This is a genomic window from Gemmatimonas sp. (genome assembly GCF_027531815.1).
In the GTDB taxonomy this organism is placed as follows: Bacteria; Gemmatimonadota; Gemmatimonadetes; order Gemmatimonadales; family Gemmatimonadaceae; genus Gemmatimonas.
Genome location: NZ_JAPZSK010000004.1, coordinates 322,109 through 341,636 on the forward strand (window position 1 = coordinate 322,109; position 19,528 = coordinate 341,636).

The 19,528-nt window shown below is 68.5% G+C and carries 22 protein-coding genes; 7 read left to right on the plus strand and 15 right to left on the minus strand.

What is annotated here, in order from left to right; translation table 11 throughout:
- Window positions 1-24 precede the first annotated feature (24 nt).
- Both O9271_RS05265 and O9271_RS05270 read left to right on the plus strand, forming a co-directional pair.
- Entirely contained in the window at window positions 25-504 is a 480-nt protein-coding gene (locus O9271_RS05265; RefSeq protein WP_298266750.1) for a hypothetical protein, read from the plus strand.
- A gap of 189 nt (window positions 505-693) precedes the next feature.
- Entirely contained in the window at window positions 694-1,248 is a 555-nt protein-coding gene (locus tag O9271_RS05270) for a hypothetical protein (protein ID WP_298266752.1), read from the plus strand.
- A 345-nt stretch (window positions 1,249-1,593) separates the two neighbouring features.
- Here the strand turns inward: O9271_RS05270 and thyX are convergent, their stop codons facing one another.
- Window positions 1,594-2,361: an FAD-dependent thymidylate synthase gene (gene thyX, locus O9271_RS05275; RefSeq protein ID WP_343213872.1), complete on the minus strand. Its 768-nt coding sequence runs from the start codon at window positions 2,359-2,361 to the stop codon at window positions 1,594-1,596.
- Between the two features lie 82 nt (window positions 2,362-2,443).
- On the opposite strand from thyX, the gene O9271_RS05280 reads away from it, so the two are divergent.
- Complete coding sequence (locus tag O9271_RS05280) at window positions 2,444-2,932, plus strand: MarR family transcriptional regulator (protein ID WP_298266756.1); 489 nt, start codon at window positions 2,444-2,446, stop codon at window positions 2,930-2,932.
- On the opposite strand, the gene O9271_RS05285 is transcribed toward O9271_RS05280, so the two are convergent.
- A complete protein-coding gene (locus tag O9271_RS05285) occupies window positions 2,929-4,593 on the minus strand; it encodes an FAD-linked oxidase C-terminal domain-containing protein (RefSeq protein WP_298266758.1) in 1,665 nt (554 codons plus the stop codon). The two genes, O9271_RS05280 and O9271_RS05285, sit on opposite strands and share 4 nt — an antisense overlap.
- Before the next feature lie 71 nt (window positions 4,594-4,664).
- Between O9271_RS05285 and O9271_RS05290 the strand changes: the two genes are divergently transcribed.
- Entirely contained in the window at window positions 4,665-5,726 is a 1,062-nt protein-coding gene (locus O9271_RS05290) for a phytoene/squalene synthase family protein (protein WP_298266760.1), read from the plus strand.
- An 18-nt stretch (window positions 5,727-5,744) separates the two neighbouring features.
- Here the strand turns inward: O9271_RS05290 and O9271_RS05295 are convergent, their stop codons facing one another.
- From O9271_RS05295 to O9271_RS05355, 13 genes are all read right to left on the minus strand, one after another.
- Window positions 5,745-7,682, minus strand: coding sequence for a hypothetical protein (locus O9271_RS05295; protein WP_298266762.1), 1,938 nt, complete (start codon window positions 7,680-7,682; stop codon window positions 5,745-5,747).
- The gene (locus tag O9271_RS05300; RefSeq protein WP_298266764.1) at window positions 7,679-8,872 is read right to left on the minus strand and encodes a prepilin-type N-terminal cleavage/methylation domain-containing protein; all 1,194 of its coding nucleotides are present in this window, start codon (window positions 8,870-8,872) and stop codon (window positions 7,679-7,681) included. The genes O9271_RS05295 and O9271_RS05300 overlap by 4 nt, the downstream gene beginning before the upstream one ends.
- On the minus strand, window positions 8,869-9,264 hold the full coding sequence (locus O9271_RS05305) for a prepilin-type N-terminal cleavage/methylation domain-containing protein (protein ID WP_298266766.1): 396 nt from the start codon (window positions 9,262-9,264) through the stop codon (window positions 8,869-8,871). Before O9271_RS05305 ends, O9271_RS05300 begins: the two co-directional genes overlap by 4 nt.
- The gene (locus O9271_RS05310; protein ID WP_298266768.1) at window positions 9,261-9,836 is read right to left on the minus strand and encodes a type II secretion system protein; all 576 of its coding nucleotides are present in this window, start codon (window positions 9,834-9,836) and stop codon (window positions 9,261-9,263) included. The genes O9271_RS05305 and O9271_RS05310 overlap by 4 nt, the downstream gene beginning before the upstream one ends.
- Before the next feature lie 179 nt (window positions 9,837-10,015).
- The gene (locus O9271_RS05315) at window positions 10,016-10,837 is read right to left on the minus strand and encodes a hypothetical protein (RefSeq protein ID WP_298266800.1); all 822 of its coding nucleotides are present in this window, start codon (window positions 10,835-10,837) and stop codon (window positions 10,016-10,018) included.
- Window position 10,838: 1 nt separating this feature from the next.
- Window positions 10,839-11,966, minus strand: a complete 1,128-nt coding sequence (locus O9271_RS05320) for a hypothetical protein (RefSeq protein ID WP_298266801.1) — start codon at window positions 11,964-11,966, stop codon at window positions 10,839-10,841.
- A gap of 93 nt (window positions 11,967-12,059) precedes the next feature.
- Window positions 12,060-12,761 (minus strand): zinc ribbon domain-containing protein, encoded by a 702-nt coding sequence (locus O9271_RS05325; protein WP_298266803.1) that lies wholly within the window; start codon window positions 12,759-12,761, stop codon window positions 12,060-12,062.
- Between the two features lie 5 nt (window positions 12,762-12,766).
- Window positions 12,767-12,946, minus strand: coding sequence for a hypothetical protein (locus tag O9271_RS05330; protein WP_298266805.1), 180 nt, complete (start codon window positions 12,944-12,946; stop codon window positions 12,767-12,769).
- 49 nt (window positions 12,947-12,995) lie between these two features.
- Window positions 12,996-13,622 (minus strand): ribonuclease H, encoded by a 627-nt coding sequence (locus O9271_RS05335; protein WP_298266807.1) that lies wholly within the window; start codon window positions 13,620-13,622, stop codon window positions 12,996-12,998.
- Window positions 13,619-13,834, minus strand: coding sequence for a hypothetical protein (locus tag O9271_RS05340; RefSeq protein WP_298266808.1), 216 nt, complete (start codon window positions 13,832-13,834; stop codon window positions 13,619-13,621). The genes O9271_RS05335 and O9271_RS05340 overlap by 4 nt, the downstream gene beginning before the upstream one ends.
- A 62-nt stretch (window positions 13,835-13,896) precedes the next feature.
- The gene (locus O9271_RS05345) at window positions 13,897-15,036 is read right to left on the minus strand and encodes an ArgE/DapE family deacylase (RefSeq protein WP_298266810.1); all 1,140 of its coding nucleotides are present in this window, start codon (window positions 15,034-15,036) and stop codon (window positions 13,897-13,899) included.
- A 32-nt stretch (window positions 15,037-15,068) separates the two neighbouring features.
- Entirely contained in the window at window positions 15,069-15,998 is a 930-nt protein-coding gene (locus O9271_RS05350) for a hypothetical protein (protein ID WP_298266812.1), read from the minus strand.
- Window positions 15,999-16,004: 6 nt separating this feature from the next.
- Window positions 16,005-16,886, minus strand: a complete 882-nt coding sequence (locus O9271_RS05355) for a hypothetical protein (protein ID WP_298266814.1) — start codon at window positions 16,884-16,886, stop codon at window positions 16,005-16,007.
- A gap of 283 nt (window positions 16,887-17,169) precedes the next feature.
- Here O9271_RS05355 and O9271_RS05360 point away from each other — a divergent pair, with 283 nt between their 5' ends.
- From O9271_RS05360 to O9271_RS05370, 3 genes are all read left to right on the plus strand, one after another.
- Window positions 17,170-18,315 carry a CoA transferase gene (locus tag O9271_RS05360; protein WP_298266816.1) on the plus strand — a complete coding sequence of 382 codons (1,146 nt, stop codon included), beginning with the start codon at window positions 17,170-17,172 and terminating at the stop codon, window positions 18,313-18,315.
- A 161-nt stretch (window positions 18,316-18,476) separates the two neighbouring features.
- Window positions 18,477-19,043, plus strand: a complete 567-nt coding sequence (locus O9271_RS05365) for a sigma-70 family RNA polymerase sigma factor (protein WP_298266818.1) — start codon at window positions 18,477-18,479, stop codon at window positions 19,041-19,043.
- Window positions 19,040-19,384, plus strand: a complete 345-nt coding sequence (locus O9271_RS05370) for a hypothetical protein (RefSeq protein WP_298266821.1) — start codon at window positions 19,040-19,042, stop codon at window positions 19,382-19,384. Before O9271_RS05365 ends, O9271_RS05370 begins: the two co-directional genes overlap by 4 nt.
- Window positions 19,385-19,528: the final 144 nt, after the last annotated feature.

Sequence of the window (19,528 nt, forward strand, 5' to 3'; positions counted from 1 at the left end):
CCTCCCGTGATGTATCTTTCCCGCATGGCCTCCACCGCTACGTCGAGTCGTTTCGAGCGCTTGCTCGACGCGGCGTTCGCCACCGGCACCCTCACCGCAATCGCCACCGGCGGCGCCTTGCTGGGACTCGGCTGGCGTGAAGGCGAAGTGGGACGCGTCTTTCGACTGGCCGGACGCGGGCTGCTCGAGCGCCTGGGGGTCACGTCCTCGGCGGCGCCACTCACGTCGGTCGCGCTTGGCTACCTCCACCACCTGGTGATCGCCACGAGTTGGGGGGTCGCGCTGGCGCTGCTGGTCCTGCCGCTGCGCGGCATCGTACGCCCGCTGGCGGCACTTCTGGCCGCGGCGGTGTACGTCACCCTGGCAGCCGCCATGCTGCCGGCCCCACTGCGCATCGGGTATGCGGTGACGGCCAGCATACCGGGCGCTGTTCCCATTGGAGCGGCGTTGGCGTTGGCGCTGCTCGGGGGCTGTTGGCTCTACGCCACCGACGAAGAGCGCTGACCGATCTCGGCCGCCGTGCGGCGGGATCGTGACGCAGTCGCGACGTGGGCGGTGGGCTGCTCGCCATGGGCACTTCGTACGCTTCCACAACGTTGCACAGCATCGGGTGGGACGTCATTCCCACGTGGACGGCGCACGCCGGCGGCCGACCACCCGATCCTTCACTCACCCTTACTCAGGAGGCAACCCATGGACGTCCTCGTTCGACTCGAGGCGCGTCCGAGCGATTCGCCGGTACTCGCGCACGTGAATTCGATTCCCGTGCTTCCGTTCGGAACTCGCTCGCGGCGTGAAGTCGTCACGCTGTACGGACAGGCCGATGCGCAGGCGCTGGCGCTGGCGCTGGCCGCGACATTTGAGAGCGAGCGCACGGAAGCGGCGGCGTCGGGTGTGGTGCGACACCTCGGTGTCTGGCCGGACCGCGGGGCAGTGGGCGACTCGGCGTGGCGCGATGGCGCGACGGGCCGCCTCATGACGCAGGATCACGACATTCCGCTCCTTACCCTCGAAGCCCGTGCGTCCGAGCTGCTCGGGGCGTGTGGCACGACGTTGCGCCGGGTGGCTGCGGGGCTCGCCATGCCCGACTGGCCGGAAGGCACCGAACGGGCGCTCAGCTTCTCACTCGCCAGCGGGAATGCCGCCAGTGGGGGCGGCCCGCTCGACGATGAAGCCGGCGTGGAGAACTGGCTCGACTCGCTCCGGCAGGCGGACGCCTACTCGTACGATGAAACGGAGGTCGACTGAACCCTGTTCTGTCAGAATCGGTAGCAAGAGGCGGGCGGGTCACTGCGGTGATCCGCCCGCGCTGTTTCTCCGGAGCGCCCCAAGCGCATGTTCCGCACCATCCCGCTGCACGCCACGGACGACGGGCCCTTCGCGGCGCTCGTCTTCAAGACGCTGGCGGAGCCGAGCGCACGATCATTCGGGCCGTCGTCCCGCAGTCGGAGCTGCATCTGTTCGCCACCCAGCTCTTCTCGCTGACGCACGGCTTCGGCTAATCGGGACCGAGCAACCGCCGCCGCCAACGGGTTCGCGAGGCGCTCAGCCACGGGGGCGCCAACACGCCCCCGACTCGATGGCGTCTGCGCCCTACACCTTGTGGTAGGTGATACGCGCAGCCTCGCGACGATCGCTGGCCGCGTAGATCTCGAAGTCGCTGAAGAAGGCCGGCGCCTCCTGCTGCAGCACCCGCAGCGTCAGCACCGCCAGCCGGCGAATCTCGAGCTCGGCGGCTTCGCTCGAGCGCAACTCCAGCATCGTGCGCCACGCGCGGGCATTGCCCGTGACCACGATCTTGGTTTCGGTGCTGTTGGGCAGCACGCCGCGCGCGGCCTCGCGCGCCATCTTGCGGCGATGGACCTTGTCGTCGACCCACGCGTAGCGCGACATCAGCTGCTCCACGAGTCCCACGTAGCTGTCGAGCGCCGAGCCCACCTGCGCCGTCCACGCGTCCTCGAGCGGCGCGTCGCCGATGATGGCCGGCGGCATCACGAACTGCGCATCGCTTTCGTCCACGTAGCGCTGCGACAGCTGCGAGTACGCAAAGCCGGCCCGATGCCGCACCAGCTCGTGCGTGAGTGACCGGCTGATCCCCTCGAGCAGCAGCGAGTAGTTGGCGTGCTCCAGCACGCTCCCATGCCCCTGCTTCTTGATATTCTCGAGGTACTCGCGCGTGTCACGACCGGCCGGATTGCGCTGGCTCATGTAACACAGGCGCCCGGCGTATTCCGCCAGCCGTTCGCCATCGGTGGCCTCGCCGATCCACTGCACGGGCAGATGCCCCGGTTCGCTGAACTGGGGACGCGCGAGCACCGTGACGGTTGGCTCGCGGAGAATGGCGCGGTCGGAGAGCGGCATCGGGAGGGGAGACGAAAGAAGGTCGGCAAACGCGGCCGGGCGCACCCGTTCCAGCGGCGCGGCCCCGAGGTAGTTTAACCGCATGCCTTCGGATCGCCCCAGCTCCCGCTCCGTTCAGCAGGAGATCCAGCAGACCCGCCCCTTCCGGTCACGGACCCAGGAAGCCACCATCGCCCTGCTGCGTACGGCCTCGGTGGTGTCGCGGCGCTACGCCCGCCTGGTGGAGCCGCAGGGGCTGAGTCTGGCGCAGTACAATGTGCTCCGCATTCTCCGGGGGGCGGGGAGCGAAGGGCTGCCCACGCTGGCCATTCGTGATCGCATGATCGACGAAGGCTCCACGGTCACTCGCCTTTTGGACAAGCTGGAGCAGGCGGCGCTGGTCACCCGCGACCGCAGCCGCCCCGATCGGCGGCAGGTGCTCTGCCGCATCACCCCGCACGGCGAGGCGCTGCTGGCTCAGCTCGATCCGGCCATGGATGCCGCCGACACCGAGGTCATGTCGGTCCTTGCCCCGGAGCAGCTCGCCGACTTCATCGAGCTGTTGGCCTCGGTACGGACCGGGGGCGGCTAACCGGCCGTTGGCGCGAGCGCCGTTCCCAACCGGAAACGGCTCCAGTCTCGCGTGCGCTCGATGTCGGCCAGCGCCGCCGCCGCCTCGGCGGGCAGGGCAGGAGCGGCCGGGTCGTGGCGCAGCACCTCGAACGGTACCGCCCCCGGCGTGGCGACCTTGCACCCGGGGTTCAGCACACCACTCGGGTCCGCCGCGTCCTTCACGTGGGCGAATGCGGCGCGCGCCTCCAGCCCCCACACCCGATCCAGCAAGGGCGCCCGCAGGCGGCCGTCGCCGTGCTCCCCGGCCAGCGTCCCGCCCAGCCGCGCCGTGAGATTGCACACGTCCAGCAGTACGGACTCCACCGTCTCCCGCCAGCCGGGACGGGTCGTGTCCACCAGCGGGTTCACATGGGCGTGGGCATCGCCGGCGTGGCCAAAGATCACCCCCATTACCCCGGCCCGATCCAGCAGGTCGCGCACGCCGCGTACATAGGCCGGAAAGTGCGACGGGGGCACACAGCTGTCCTCAATGAACTGCATGCTGCGCAGCTGCGGAGCCAGCTGCGAGAGGATCGGGCTTGCCGCATGCCGCAGTGCCCACAGGCGCTGCTCCGCTTCTGGATCAAGTCCAGCGTGCAGCTCCATGGCGCCACTTGAGCGCCATGATTGCATGAGTGATGACAAATAGCCTCGGCAAGAGTCGGTGGTGTCACCCTCGACCTCGGCAATCAGCACCGCCTCGGCGTTGGTTGGCACCCCGGTCGCGCGGCCGCGCGCCGCCACCGACAGAAAGGTACGGTCCAGTAGCTCACAGGCGGTTACCCCCAGGGCGGCGGCCCGTCCGGCGCACTCCGTGGCCGCTTCGAGCGAACCGAAGGTGGCCAGCACGGTGGCCGTGCTTGTCGCAACCGGCAGCAGCGCGACCTCCACTTCCGTGAAAAAAGCCAGCGTGCCCTCGCTCCCCACGAGCAGGTCCACGAGGTGCCCGCCGGGGGCCAGGGCCGCCGCGACCCCGTACCCCGACGACTCCTTCCGCACACCAGCGTGCACCAGCAGGTCGGCCGGCACGCGGCGGCCGATTTCCTCGAGCGCCCGCACCAGTCGCCGCACCGCGGGCACATGCAGCGGGAGCAACCGATCCCGGTGCACCCACGCGTCCGAGCCATCATCGAACACGCACCGTACCCCCACGATCCACGGACGGGTGGCGCCAAAGCGGAGCGTGCGGGCGCCGGCCGCATTGGTGGCCAGCATGCCCCCAATCGTGCAGAAGGCCCCGCTCGACGGGTCCACCGGAAAACGAAGGCGCTGGGTACGCGCCGCCCGATCGATGACGCCGCGCAAGGCCCCTGTTCCGGCGCGCACGCGTTCCAGCTCCGTATCGACGGTCCCGAGCCGGTCGAGACGTGACAGGTCCACCACCACGCCCGGCCCCACGGCGCCGGCGGCCATACCGCTCCCGGAGCCGCGCGGAATGAGCGCCGCCCCCGTGCGCTTGGCCCACGCCACCAGCCCGCCCACGTCATCGGCATCGGCCGGCACCGCCACCGCCGCCGGCAGGCAGCGCGCAATACCGGCTCCCTCGGCGTAGAGCGCCCGCGCCAGCAGGTCCGTGCGGAACTGCCCGCGAAATCCGGACGGTGCATCGGCAGCGGTGAGGTGGCTCAGGTCAGCGGGCACGGGGCAGCAGGCGGGAAGGGTGCCGGAACGGCCGTGACTCGGCACGTCCGGACTCGTATCTTTCACGGAATATGCCCCTTCCCGCACCGGTTTCCGAGGCGCTCGCGCGGCGCGATGCCGCGCGTTTCTGCGAGGCCATTCTGCCCGCGGTCTCGCGCACCTTCGCCCTGGGCATCAAGGCGCTGCCCGGGGATCTGGGACAGGCCGTGCTCGATGCGTACCTGCTGTGCCGCATTGCCGACACCGTCGAAGACGCCCCCGGTATCGACCCGCAGGTCAAGGCGGCGCTGTTCGACGACTTCCTGGCGGCCTTCGACGACGCTGCCGCGCTCGCGCGCTTCACCAATGGCGTGCAGGGGCTGACCGGTGATCTCGCGCACCTCACGCTCACCAGGAACACGCCGCTGGTGTTCGCGCACTTCGCACAGCTCCCATCCAACACGCAGCAACTGGTGCGAAAGTGGGTGGCCGAGATGGCGGTCGGCATGCGGAAGTTCGTGCTGCTCTATCCCGACGGCATCCGCATCCAGACCATCGACGAGTACAAGGAGTACTGCTACTACGTCGCCGGCACCGTGGGGTACATGCTCACCGATCTCTGGCATGAGCACTCCCCCAGCATCGGTACCCAGCGCTACGCGATCCTGCGCGAGCGGTGCCGCGCCTTCGCCGAAGCACTGCAAACGGTGAACATCCTCAAGGACGTCGCCGTGGACGCGGAAAAGGAAAACTCGGTGTACGTCCCCGAGGAGCTGCTGCGGGCACATGGCAGCACCCAAAGCCGCATCCTCGCGCCGGAGCTCATCGCCAGCAACCGCGAGGCGCTCTCCCAGCTCATCAAGCTGGCGTGGCACGACCTCGAGGAAGCGCTCATCTACCTGCTCGACATTCCCCGTCGCGCCGTCCGCATCCGACTCTTCTGTATCCTGCCGCTGCTGCTCGCGTATGCGACGCTGCGCGATCTCGTGCAGAGCAACGCCATGCTCACTCCCGGCGGTAGCGTGAAGATCACGCGTCGCGAAGTGAAGAGCCTCCTCATGACCGGCAGCATGCTCGTCATGAGCAACGCCGGCGTACGCTGGCTCGTGGCCCGCGTACGCCGGCGCAGCTTCGAACTGGCCTTCGCCGGCTGACGCGCCGGCACCGATCCGCTAGCGTCCCGAGAACCAGCCGGACGGGGTGAAGCCCACGGGGTTGACCTCGAAGATCTGGCTGCGCGACCACCGTCCCGTGGTCGGGAAGTACGGGGGCGGGAACGGCAGCGCGCACCGGTTGAACGACAGGTCCTCGTTCACCCCGTGCAGATTCGCCCCGCTCATGGTCCCGGTCTGGCCGATGAAGTTCGAGATCAGCCCGCCGATCACGCGCACCGTGCCGCGATTGACGTACTGCGCCGCCGGCAGGCCGGCGGGCGGGTTCGGACGCTCCGCCCCGTACGTGTGCAGCGCCATCATGGCGGCGTGGACCGCCATGTCGGGGCGACGCGGGGAGTGATCGAAGTCCTTGCGGGCCATCCAGGCTGCGCCGGTGTTGCTGTTGTCCCGGCGCCGCTGGGGAGCCTGCAGGGAGTTGTCCGCGTACAGGATGTACCGCCCCGCGAACAGCCCCACGATGTCGTCATCCGCCCGGCAGTTCCCGTTGGCCGTGGCCGGGCTGGTGGCCTGCACCAGATCGTGCGCAATGATGATGTTCGTCCGTGCCGAGATCGTCACCCGTCCGCGCACGACCCCGCTCACCGCCACGCGCCCCTCGGCGAAGATCACGCCGCGAAAGTTGGGGTTGAGCGCGGGACTCAGCGGCCAGAGATACGCCCCATCGGCGCGCGCCGCGACGGCGGCCGGCACCGTTCCTGACGTCCGCAGCATCCAGCCGCCCGCCGAGTCGGTTGGCTGGAACACGCCGGTGGGGGAGAGGCGGTCGTCACCCCCCAGGAAGCATCGCGCGTTGACGTTGTCGAAGGCCGTCTGCTTGTTGATCATGCGCCCGCGATAGTTGGCGCCGCTGGTGACCGCCGGAATGCTGCGGAAGGTCTGGGTAACGGCCTGCAGCGCGCCCACCGTGGTGACCACGCCGCAGTTCGGCGAGAACAGCAGACTGTCCACGACCGTTGTTGCCCCGCCGGGTATCAGTAGTGGATCGACCGGGGGTACCGGTACCGCCCCCATGGCGTAGCCGAGTCCGTACGGCGCCGTGCTCGTCTGCTGATACACGCGGAAATACCCTTCGTCGGCGCCCGTCGTGTTGCCGTCGCCGTTGACATCGATGGCCACGAACTCGATGCGCATCGTGGCGTTCGCGCTGTCGCCCACCGTGAGGGTTGGTGTGAACACGTACCCGGCCCGATTGGCGATCGACTTCACCCGATCCAACTCGGCCGTGGTCGGCAGCGGAATGATGGCCACCCGCTCGCGTGGCGGATCGCCGCGATACTCCGCGGAGGCCCGATTGCGGATGATCCGCGCGGTCGTGACCTGATCGTGGAACACCGCCTGTGGCCATGGTGTGGCATTCCACACCCAGATCGTATCGTTCGAGTGCACCGGCCCCTGCGCCTGCGCGCCCAGCGCCCACCACAGTGTCGCCCCATTGGCGCCTCGGCCCACATTGGAGAAGCTGGCGTACCTGGCGAAGGACTCCTGAAATACCTCCGAGCGACGGATGGCGACGTTCCCGAAGCCATCCGAGACGCGCGTGACGATCTCGGCCTGGACGCCGTACTCCCCGGCGCTCGCGAGGCTGTCGGTGTTGCCCAGGCGCGAGACCCACGTGCTGCGCTTCACGCCGGGCATGCCTGCGATCGCGAGTTCCGACTCGATGGCGCTGAAGCCTTCCGCCGGAACGCTGTCCTGGCGGGCGTTGAGGCGGTCGCGCGTCAACTCCAGCCCAGTCAGGGCAACGTCATCCAGTCTGGAGGTGCGTTCCGATCCGTTCTGGATGATGCGTCCGGTGGTGGCCTGGGTGGCCGAGGCGAGGGCCAGCGTGACGGCGACGACCGTCACCAGCAGCACCAACAGCAGCGCATAGCCGCGACGGGATCGGGTCGACGCGGCGGCCCGGCGTCGACGGGTTGACCGAGGAAACAGCGTCATGGTACCACCACCGTGGCAGATGTGGTCAAGGAAGACACGTTCGGCGTGCAGTCCTGCACGGCCAGCGCGTACCGGTAGGAGCGCCCGAGCCCCTCTTCCACGCCGCCGTCCCGGTAGTTGTATGTGGTGCTGCCGGCGACCGTGCTGATGCCGGCGAGCGATTCCCCCCAGCTGCCCGCCCCCACGATCTGTCGCCACAGGACATAGCGCACCGCGTCCGACTCGCCGCCGCCGTCATCCGTCGCTTTCGGCCACGAGAGGAACACGGCACCGCTGTCCACGTTCCACGTGGCCGTAACGCTGGCGGGGGCGATTGGGGGGCGGCCACAGGCGCGTGACTGACGCGGGGCCGCCGTATTGGGCATGGCGACGAGATAGCGCACCGGCTCGGCTTGCGAGCCCGCGACGCGCCCGAGCTGGTAATTCACCTCCACCGCGCGCACCTGATCGATGCGTGCCGTGACGGCCACCCCCGTATCGGGAGCCACGCCCCGCGCCGCCACCGTCTTGGCCAGCGGCAGCCACGCCCGGGGCACGGTATCGAGGCCCACGGTTACGTTGGTGTACCGGTTCGGATCGTACCAGTAGCGCAAGAAGGGCGTGGTCCCCGATCGCCGGAGCCCGGTGGCGATGATCTCCGGCGGGCGATTGTTCACCTGCCGGGTAATCATCACGTCGCTCGCGTTCGTCGACGTGGTATCGCGCACGAACCGGAAGATCACCAGCTCCGCCGGCCCGAACGTCCCCTCGACCGCCGTGTAGTCCTGCAGCGGATACGTCACCCCGGGGCTGGTGCCGGGAATGGTGATGGCGGAGGAGGCGGGAAGGGCACCGACGTCGGCGGACGAGGCGTAGGTGTCCACGTACACGGCGCCTGTGAACGCGGAGGAGTCGAGGTCGTTGGTCAACAGGTCGGTGTTGAAGGCGATGACGCTGTCGTTCGCCGCCACCACAATGGGCTGCACTTCCGTCACGTTCGTGCCCGCAGTGCGCAGCTCCATGCGCAAGAGGTCCCGCGTGAAACGTCCGCTTTGGACTTCGGTCTGCTGGGCCGAAATCGCGCGATAGCCGCGCGTTTGGGCGAGCAGGAAGGCGACGGCAGCACCGCTGACCACCCCGAACAGTACCAGGGCAATCATGACTTCGGCCAGCGTGAACCCACGGCGGCGCTGTACGGGGAGGGTGGTCATGGGGCGGCAATGGTGATGGACCGAACCACGGGCACGGGCAGCCGCCCGGGCACCGACGACGTCACGTTGACGACCACGGAGGTGCGATTGCGGCCGCTCAGGCTGTCAACACTGACCGTCGTGGTGAGCGCGTAGCCATCGATGGTGCCGTTGTAGCCGGCGCCAGCGAGCGAGGTGAGCGTTCCGTAACTGGGCCAGACGAGCGCCCGATTGATCTGCATGTCGGCGATCGCCTGCGCACGGGCGCGGCCGCTGCTGTCTACGACGGCACGCGAGAACAGCACGGTGCTCATGGAGAGCCCGATGACGAGCGTCGCCAGCAGCGCCATCGCCACCAGCACCTCGACGAGCGTGAAGCCGCCACGGGGACGGCGGACCGTTGGGGGGGTCATGGGGCGCGCTTCCACTGACTGCCAGTCCATGTGTACCACGCCGAGCGACCCGTCGCGCGCGACACCTGCACTGCGCGCACCTCCCGGACTGTTTCATCGGGCAGCATGCTGCGGGTGGTGGTGAGGTAGAACGTGGCGGCGCGGTCCGTCGATCCGGATCGTTGCACGAGCAGCATGGGGCCTCGATCATCCGGCACCCCCGCCAGCGCCGACGTGCTGTCGCCCGCCAGCGCACTCACCCCGGGGGGCCGCGCCACCTCGATCTGATCGGGCAGCGGGGAGACCCGTGTACGTTCGGAATCTTCCGCACGCTGATTCTGATTCGCGTCCCACACCGTCCGCAGTATTCCCCCGGCCGTATCGAACACCACCAAGACGTTGTGCTGACGGCTCACCGCATCGCGCTGAGCGGCCATGATGACCAGATCGATGGTGCGCGCGGCGGTATCCACGCGCGCATTGTCAAAGCGTACCCGTGGCAGCACGAGGGTTGCCGTGATGCCGATGATCGCGATCACGAGCAGGATCTCGATCATGCTGAAGCCAGGGCGGTGTGAACGGACATGGGGCATGACGCAGTACTCTCCCGGTGGACGACACCGAAAGACGCGGGGCTCTGCGCCGCCGCAACACAATCGTCACGCGTGGCGACACCAGCATCACGACCTGACAACCGTGCCCGGACGGAGACGGCGCTGCGGTGCGGTCCGGGCAGGCAGGAGACCGCCCCACGCGGGACCGGCACCGACCGCTAGAACGGACTCGGCCCCTGCAGCATCTTCTCCAAGAGCGTGGGCGACGCCTGCAGGCGACCCTGCTGCGCCTCGTCGAGCAGCGACTCGATCCGCTGCTGCACCCGGCCCGCCATCGTACGGAACGTGCGGGCCATGGTGCGCCAGCACAGCCACGTCACGCCCCCGGCGATCGCCGCCAGCAGAGCCATGATGACCACCACCACCTGCGGCACGACCGTCAGGAAGAGCAGCGGCACGGCCGCGAAGCCCAGCACCAGCACCCCCGCCCCGGCCGCCCCCACCGTGGCCGTCCGTACCGACCGGCGCGCGCCATCCACCACGGCGTCGAACCGCAGTACCGAGCGCGTGTCGTCCACGCGGGTGGCACTCACCACGAGTTGATCCACGCGCACCAGGTCGAAGCGTCGGCCACCCGAGCCCAGCGAGCGGAAGAAGTTCCCCAGCGGGTCCCGTCGCGGCTCCCAGATCACGCGATCGGCGGTACGGCGTACCGCGACCATGTACTCGTTGCGCGGCAGAAAGGCATCGAGATCGCGCAGCAGCTGCTCGGGCGTCCCCGGGACCGTCCGCTGCGCACTCACGACGCCGGGGCCGATCCCCGCGAGCATGCCGCCACTCCCCGCGTCCGGCATCGTGATCTGGGCACGCTCCTCCGCAATGGCCTGTCGCACGTGCTGCACGTCCAGCCCCACTTCCTTGGCGATCTCCACCAGCCGCGCTTCGCTGATGGTGTCGCCAGGCTCACTGGGCTCGGTGTTCTGCAACTCAGAGGCGCGGGCGAGCACGCGCTCGAGCGCCGTACGCGGAAGGTCACTCATGTCAGATGCCGCTGAGCACGATGTCGATCTGTCTTGCCAGCGCCTCGCGAATGATGGCGGGCAACGTGAAGGTACTGTCGAAGAGGGCGCGCACGTCACCGGTCACGCGCTGTCCGCTCTGCGTCAAATAGTAGCGCTGGTAGCCGTCGAGCAACTCGGGCGCGATGCGGGCCAGCAGCATGGCCCCTGCCTGAACCTGTCCCGACGAAATGAACTGTGCGGCCACGCCGGCGCGCTGCTGCGCCGGCGTGGTGTTGTCGCTTACGGCCGGACCCACGAGCGCGCCTGTGGCCTCGTGGGCAAATACGTACAGCACCTGTGCGGCATCGGCGGGGCGCGCGGGATAGGTGACCGCCACCATGACGCGTCCCGTGTACCCGGGGCCGGTACGCCCCTCGCCGCCAATCGGCAACGACAGCACGAGGTCGCCCTGCCGCTGCCCGGTGTTGTTCAGGAATCGCTCGAACTTGTCGCGATAGACCTGCTGCCATAGGCTGTCCACTGCCGTGATCGTGGGGGAACGCTCGCGCAGCTGTCGCTGATGTTCGACCAGCAGGAATCGCGCGCCCTCGTCGTCCACGCCGGTGAGGAACAGCCGCAGCCATTCCCGGTCACTGCTCCCCGGAAAGAGCGCCGCGAACGGCTGCAGGCGCAACGCTACCTCGCGGCTTGGCGCGCGTCGTACGTCTCCACCCAATTGCAGAAACTGCTCGGCCGTGGCGCGCAGCTCGTCCCATGATCCGTAGGCAAACGGGAGAAACTGCGCATCCAGGTAGCTGCCGCGCTGCAGTCCGCGCCGCAGCACCTCGCGGTTGCCGTCGAGCGCGGTGAGCAGGTTACGCTGATTCTTGAGGACCGTGATGGAGTCCCGATAGCCACGTCGGTAGAGTGGCACCGACGCGGTATCGTCGCTCAGCATAGCGAAGGCGTGCAGCCACAGGTCCACGTGCGGGACAGTGCGAACGGGCCACCGCAGCGGCGGTGGAGCCACTGCCGCCGTTGCCGGACCGGCGCCGCTGGCGGGCAGGGGGGCAGGGGCCGCGTCGGTTGGTACCCCTGACCGGGCGGATGCCGACGCACAGCCCAGCAGCAGGGCCATGCCAAACGCGACGGAAACGCGGAGCATCATGCTCTCAATACACGCCGACCGGGTCACGGGATTCAATCCCGTCCCCTGTCGTGCCGCCTCCGCCACGCGCCAGCGTGGCCTGATGGACGGCGGCTACCCCTGTCGACCGCAAGTCACGCAGTAGCGCCAGTGCACCGCCAGTTCCGTGCTGCACGCCGCACAGTGACGCTTGGTCAGGTCCATGCCACAGTACGGACAATAGGTCACGGGGCGCCCCTGGGGCAGCCTGTTGTCGCAGAAGCGACAGCACGGAGGGACGGCGTGCGCGGCACGCTCCGGCGTCCGGTCGCCTACGGTTGCCGCGAGGTGCCCGCGGCCGACAACAGCCGCGCCATCTCGGGGTGCTGGAAACAGCTCGTGCTCCGGGTCGTAGGCGGGCTGTGTCGGTACCGCTCCGGAGCTGCTGCGTCGGCCAACGGGGGGCTCGGTGCAGACGCCAGGGCCGCTGTCGGTCGCTGCGCGCGCCGACTGCTTGAGCTGCAGCGTACTCGTGGCCCAGGCCCGTACCATGGACAGGGTGGGCGACGGAAACGTCAGCGCCAACCGGCAGGCGCTCTGTAGCGCCGGCTCCGCCATCACGTAACCGCGATCGCCGGCAACCAGACGCAGCAGCGCCGCTTCAAAGGCGTCGGTACCAGCGTCGGCCATTTCGCGGCGGACCTCGCGGAACGGCAGCAGCCGTTCCTCGAGATCACCCAGCGTGAACCCGAGCGCGAGCAGCTGCGGATACTGGGTGCGGATGGTGCGGGACAGACGGAATGCCAGACGATCCAGATCGTCGAGCGAGCGGGCCACGACACTCACTTGCCGCCGGTTCCGTGCCGGGTGTCCACCTGAGTGTCCATGCGCTCGCGCGTTTCCTCACTGATACGCGCGATCATGCGCTCGGCCACGTTCTTGTCGTGCTCCTGCGCATCGTTCCAGCCGTAGCGGTACCCAATGGCAATGCCAACGGCCAGGGCAAAGAGAAGCTTGTACATGGGCACCCAGGGTGAGTCCCGGCGCCCCAGCGCCGGGATGCAAATCACCCTATGGACGCACCGCGGAACGCGCTGGTAACGGCGGCGCTGGAACGAACCGTTCCGCCACCGGAAATGGCGACAACGCCTGTGCCCGCACCTTGGGCCCCTGCGCCTGCAGCCAGGCGTTGAACTGCGACGCCACGAGCCCGTCGGAGGCATCCTGCGCCGCTGCTGCCCGCGTCGCCAGATGGTTGGCGTATTCGTTCTGCGGATGCCCGGCATGTCCCTTCACCCAGCACCATTGCGTCTCGTGGAGGGCGATGGCGTCGACGGCCTCCTGCCACAACTCCACGTTCTCCACCGCGCCATCCTTGCGCTTCCAGCCGCGCGCCATCCAGCCGCGTACCCAACTGGTCATGCCATCCACGATGTAGCGGGAATCGGTCGTGAACTGCACGGAGAGGCGGTTCCCTTTCCTCGACATCGCGGCATAGCTGTCGATCACCGACCGCAGCGCCATGCGGTTGTTGGTGGTCGTGGGCTCCGACGCCCACAGGTCAAAGCGGGACACGGTGCCGTCGGCCTTGCGAAACTCCACGAGGGCGCCAAGACCGCCGGGGGTGGCACCGCTCTGGCCGTTTCCCAGGCATGATTCGTCGGCGTAGACCGCCACCAGCGGATAGCGCGCCGTCATCGCACGGCCTCGAGCGAATCGATCTCGTCCACGATCAGCTCCAACCGATGCCCGGTGCTCGGGTGCCGTGCCATGATCACTTCGCGGCCACTCTCCACGCGCAGGCGCTCGGGAATCACGACGTACTCCGTCCCGCGCCGCATGATGGTGAGGCGCGACCCATCGATGATGGCTCGCTCGAGCAGATCGTATTGTGCGGTAGTCGGTTGCATGCGGAGGAACGTCGTGCGGCAGAAAGGAAGACGATGGGCAGCAAAGGCGGAAGGACGTCCGGTCAGGAGGTGATCACCCTTTGCAGGATGGCTGCCGCCTGCTCGAGCTGCTCGAGTTCCACCCATTCGGTGGACGAATGCGCCCGGGCAATATCGCCGGGGCCAAAGCAGAGCGCCGGGATGCCGGCCTCGGCGAAGAGCGCGGCGTCGGTCCAGCAGGACAGCCCGTCGATGGTGCCGGCAAGCCCGTGCGCGCGGCACGCCTGCACGACCGACGTGACGAGGGCATGCGACGCCGGCGTTTCGAGAGGCGGTTGGGCTCCACCCAGCGTGCAGGTGGCGCGGAATGCGGGGTCCGTCGCGTGCAACTGGTCGAGCAGCGCCTGCACTTCGCGCAGGACCGTGTCCGGCTGCTCACCCGGCAGCGTGCGTCGTTCCAGTTTCACGGTGCATTCGTCCGCATAGGTGCTCCACCCCGTACCGCCGGCAATCAGCGGCGCGTGCACCGAGGCGCGCCCCAGCAGCGGATGGGTGCGCCGGGTGAGCTCCTGTTGCTCGAAGGCCTCGAGGGCCATGAGAAAACGCGCGGCCAGCCGGTTGGCATCGATCCCCACATCGTAGCGGCTGCCGTGCGCCGCCCGCCCCTGCAGGTGCACCGTAATCCAGGCGAATCCCTTGTGGGCCGGGACCACGGCGAGGCGCGTGGGTTCCGTGATGATGGCGGCGGCAGCCGTCAGGCCGTCAGCCAGCAGGGCGCGCGTGCCAATACTGGCAAACTCCTCGTCGCACACGGCCGCGATCACGACTTCGCGCGACAACGGTCCGGCGGCCGCCGCGCGCGCCGCCGCTACACACATGGCGGCAATGCCGCCCTTCATGTCCGTTGCGCCGCGGGCATACAGATTGCCGTCGCGCATCTCGGGGACGAAGGGAGCGTGGCTCATACCGTCGGTGCCTACGACATCGAGATGCCCGTTCAGCACCAACGGCGCCACCCCCGTTGGCCCAATGCGCGCCACCACGTTGCTGCGCCCCGGGGCGACATCCGCAACGTGCACCGCGAAGCCCCACTCCTCGAGGACATTCGCCAGCAGCAGCGCCACCTCCCGCTCCCCAGGACCATCAGGTACCAGGCTCGGATTGCGGGAATCGACCGCGACCAGCGCTCTGGTCAACGCGAGGGGAGAAAGCGGGAAGGGCACCTTGGCAGTTTAGCGATGCCGCCGCAGCGGGGTCAGTGCCGCGTGATAACCACGCCCTGCGTGGCCACGCGCCAAGGCAGCACTGCACCAAGCGGTGCTGCCGCCGCGCGCACCGCCTCCATCTGTCCGACGCGTGTGAGTGCCACGACACAGCCACCGCCGCTCGCCCCCAGCGCCTTGAATCCTTCCGCTCCCGCCGCCCGCACGGCCGCTTCGATGGCGGCCATGCGAGGCGTCGTGATCGCCGGGTGCAACGATTGCTGATGATGCCAGTGTTCGTCCACCAGGCCAGCCAACTCGCTCACGTTCCCTGCCTGCAACGCCTCGGCCATGCCACGCGCGAGGTCGCGCATACGCTCGAGCGCCGCCACGACGGTGGGAACACGCGTGCGGTAGGCATCGAGCACGGCGGTGATCGTTTCCGCCGAGATGCGGGATTCTCCGGTGTAGATGACGCATACCCGGGATTCCAGTGATGCCACAGCGCTGCTGGTGAGCGGCAACTGCTGCACATGTCGCCGGTGCGTCAACGTCAGGCCGAGCGCCCCGCCAAAGGCCGCCGCGTAGTGGTCCTGATATCCCCCGGCAATGGCGAGCCCGTCCACCTCGGTGGCGCGGCTTGCCTCGGCCAGCTGGCACGGGTCCATGGCGTCGCCACGGGCCGCGGCGATGGCAGCCTGCAGCGCGACACCGGCAGCCGAGGAGCCACCGAGGCCGGCGCCGACCGGAAAGTCGCTGGTCAGTTGAACGCGGGCGTGCGGCAACCCGGCGCGGCGCAGTGCGATCGCCACGAGGGCATCGTCGGGGGAGGGGGCGTCTGCTCCCTCGGTCACGAGTCGAACGGTGGCGCGGCGTTCGATGGCCAGATTGCATACGAAACCGCCTCGCTCCTCGGGGAAGGGCGGGACATCTGTCCACCCTCCGCCGAAGTCGAGGCGGGTTGGCGCCGACGCGACGATCACGCGGCGTTACTTCTTCTTGCCTGCGGCCTTCTTTGCGGGAGCCTTGGCCGGGGCCTTCGCGGGAGCCTTTGCCGGAGCCTTGGCGGGAGCCTTTGCCGGCTTGGCCGGAGCCTTGGGGGCCGGCTTGGCCGGGGCCTTGGCCGCCGGCTTTGCGGGCGCCTTGGCGGCGGGCTTCGCGGCCGGTGCCGGCTTGGCGGGCGCCTTGGCGGCGGGCTTGGCCGGTGTCTTGGCGGCGGGCTTGGCCGGAGCCGCTTCCTTCTTGGTGGCCGGCTTGGCTTCGCTCTTGGGCTCCGCCTTGGCCGGCTTCGCTTCGGGCTTCGGTTCCACCTTGGCTTCGGGCTTGGCTTCGGCCTTGGGCTTGGGGGCCGGCTTGGGCGGCAGCGGGGCGAACGTCACCTTGTCGGACGGCTTCTGCGGCTCAATCCGCATGGCCGCGCGCGCCTCGAGGGCGGCCTCGGCGGCAGCCGCCGGCGCTTGCACGGCCTTGGGCATCTGTCCGAGCGGCACCGGTTTGGGCGGGGCGGCCTTGGGCTGCGGCGCGGGAAGCGCCCCATGCTTGGCAATGTACGCCGCTTCGGCCTGACCAATGAGCGAGTCGGCCTCGTCCTGATTCATCTGGCCGCGCCGGACCATGTAGTGAATGAGGTCACGCGCGCTCTCGATGACAAAACCGCTCAGCCCGGCGGCCGCTCCAACCACGTCCCGCATGGCGCCCGCCATCCGGCTTCCGGCCTCGAGGCTGATCTCGTGCGCCCGGGCCGCCATTTCAGCGGCTGTGTCGCGCGCATCGGCAGCCCGGTGTCCCGGACCTCGGCGTGGCGCGGGAGCGGTTGGAGGCGCATCGCCTTCCGTGAGCGTATCGTCGTCAGCCTGCGGCAAATCGGCCATAGGTGGAGCGCACTCCTTCCGCCATGCATGAAAAAAGGGTGGTCGAGTCACTCGGCGGTGATGATGCCGTTCCCGCCGAGGGGCCTACGTCCACCGGAACGCGGGTAACTATATGATTTCCAGTGATCTATGCAAGGTATCCGCACGTGCTTTCGGGCGTCGGGGCGCATATTATTGGCGTCAGTCCGGCACCGCTCCTGGGCGCGCGCAATCACGAAACCTGCCAGAATACGTCAGAAAAGCACAAAGAGTAGTTGCCTAATAACGCCATTAACGGATCATTATGGAGCCACTTCCGCTCTCGGGTATTCGTGTGCTCGATCTCTCGCGTGTCCTCGCCGGTCCGCTCTGCACCATGATGCTCGGCGATCTCGGGGCGTCCGTGCTCAAGGTCGAGCGACCCGGACTGGGCGATGACACGCGTGGCTGGGGGCCGCCTTTCGCCGACGACGGCCAATCGGCCTACTTCCGCAGCGTCAATCGCAACAAGCTGTCGCTGACGGCCGACTTTGCGCTCCACGACGACCGCGACCTCGTGCTGGCGCTCATTGCCGAGGCCGATATCGTGGTGGACAACTTTCTGCCCGGTTCGCTCGCTCGAAGCGGTATCGATGCTGACGCCTTGCTGGCTGCATGTCCGCGGCTCATCTGGTGCACCATTGCCGGATTCGGGGTCGACAGCCTGCGCCCAGGATACGACTTCGTGGTCCAGGCGGAGTCGGGCTGGATGGCCATTGCCGGCGAACCCTTGGGGGATCCCATCAAATCCGGGGTGGCCATGGTCGATGTGACCACCGGCAAGGACGCGGCGATCGGCATTCTGGCCGCCTTGGTGGCGCGCGAGCGAGCTGGGGGGGTGGCGCTGCCGCCCGAGCGCAGGCGTGTGCAGGTGACCCTGCAGTCGAGCGCCGTGGCGGCGCTGGCCAACGTGGCGCAGAACACGCTGGTGAGCGGTCGTGAGGCCGAGCGGTGGGGAAACGCCCACGCGAACCTCGTGCCGTATCAGCTGTTCCGCGCGGCCGATCGCCCCTTCGTGCTGGCCGTCGGGAGCGATGCGCAATGGGTGGCCGCGATGCGGGCGGTGGGGCGCTCGGAGTTGGCGGATGACCCGACGCTGCGTACCAACGCCGGGCGCCTGCAGCAGCGCACCGCTGTGGTGACCCGGCTCGCGGAGCTCTTCGCGACCCGGCCTGCCGATCATTGGATCGCCGCGCTGACCGCGGCCGGCGTGCCGTGCGGCGTCGTGCGATCGGCGCGGGAGGCGGTGCTGGAGCAGCTCCGGGCACACGACCTCGGCATCACCGAGGCGGCCCGCACGGGCTTGCCACCATTGTGGAATGGCCGAGTTCGCTTCGCGCCACCGCAGCATGGCGAACACAGCGTTACCGTGCGGGAAAACGGGTGGCACGCCTTCGCGCGCGCCGAGTGATACGGCACACCATTTTCGTGATCCTATCGTGACCTCCGCGTGCGCGCTTCGTCTTTCTGGCGAGACGAACAGCAGACGTGGTGGTCGTCCGGGGGATGGTTCCCGGCGGCGGTTGTGCGGCAGGGGTGTCAAACCCGTCACCGCGGCGTTATCCTAGCGCCGTGACCACGACGGAATCCGAAATCCCACCACACGACGTCGACAACGATCAGGACGTCATTTCCCGGGTGCTCGCGGGAGAGCGCGACGCGTTCGCGTTGCTGATCGGTCGCTACAGTGATCCGCTGTATCGACATGCGCTCGGCATGACGGGCAGTCCCGACGTCGCCGAGGACATTCTTCAGACATCGTTCATCAAGGCCTATCACCATCTCGGTGAAGTCCGCGGACGATTCGATGCCTGGCTGTTCCGGATCGTTGCGAACGGGTGCAAGGACTGGCTGAAGAACATTCGGCGCGCGCACCTCAGCTACGACGAAGACGATCAGCCCTCCGGCTACGCGAGCCCCGATGAGGACCTCGACCGCACTGAACTGCGGCAGGATCTCGATGCAGCTCTCGCGCAGCTGGCGCCAAGCCTTCGGGAAGCCTTCATCATGAAGCACGTGGAAGGGCGCTCCTACGAAGAAATGGCGGACCTCCTGGGTACCACAGTCGGCGCTCTGAAGATGCGCGTGCATCGGGCACGTGAAGCACTTCAGGCCCTGCTCGAGGAGAAATACGCGTGATGCTCGATCGACACGAAGCGCACGACAACCTGAATCAGCAGGTTCGCGACCCGCGTGATGCGACGGCCCCGGCCGAGCGCCCCGTGCCAGATCGCGAGGTGCCGCTCCCCGGCGTTTCGGCGGCGGATCAGACCACCGATGCGGTGCAGCGGTGGCTCGATGGTGACGCCACGGAGGCCGAGGCACGCGCCGAGAACGAGCAGGCGGTGGCCTTCTGGATGCGAGTCAACACCGACGCCGGCGTGATGCGTCAGGCCAAGGCCCCGGCCCACCTGACGGCCAACATCATGGCGGCGCTCCCCGCCACGGCGCCGGTAGTCAACGCCCCGCTGGCAGACTGATTGACCAGCCGGACCATGGCCGGTTGACTAACCGCACGCCATGCTGAACACGCCGCTCGGCTCTGCCGGGCGGCATGTCTCTGTGCCGCCCGCCATGCGCGGCGTACGGTGGGACTGGTCGACACGCGGACCCCGACGCACCTT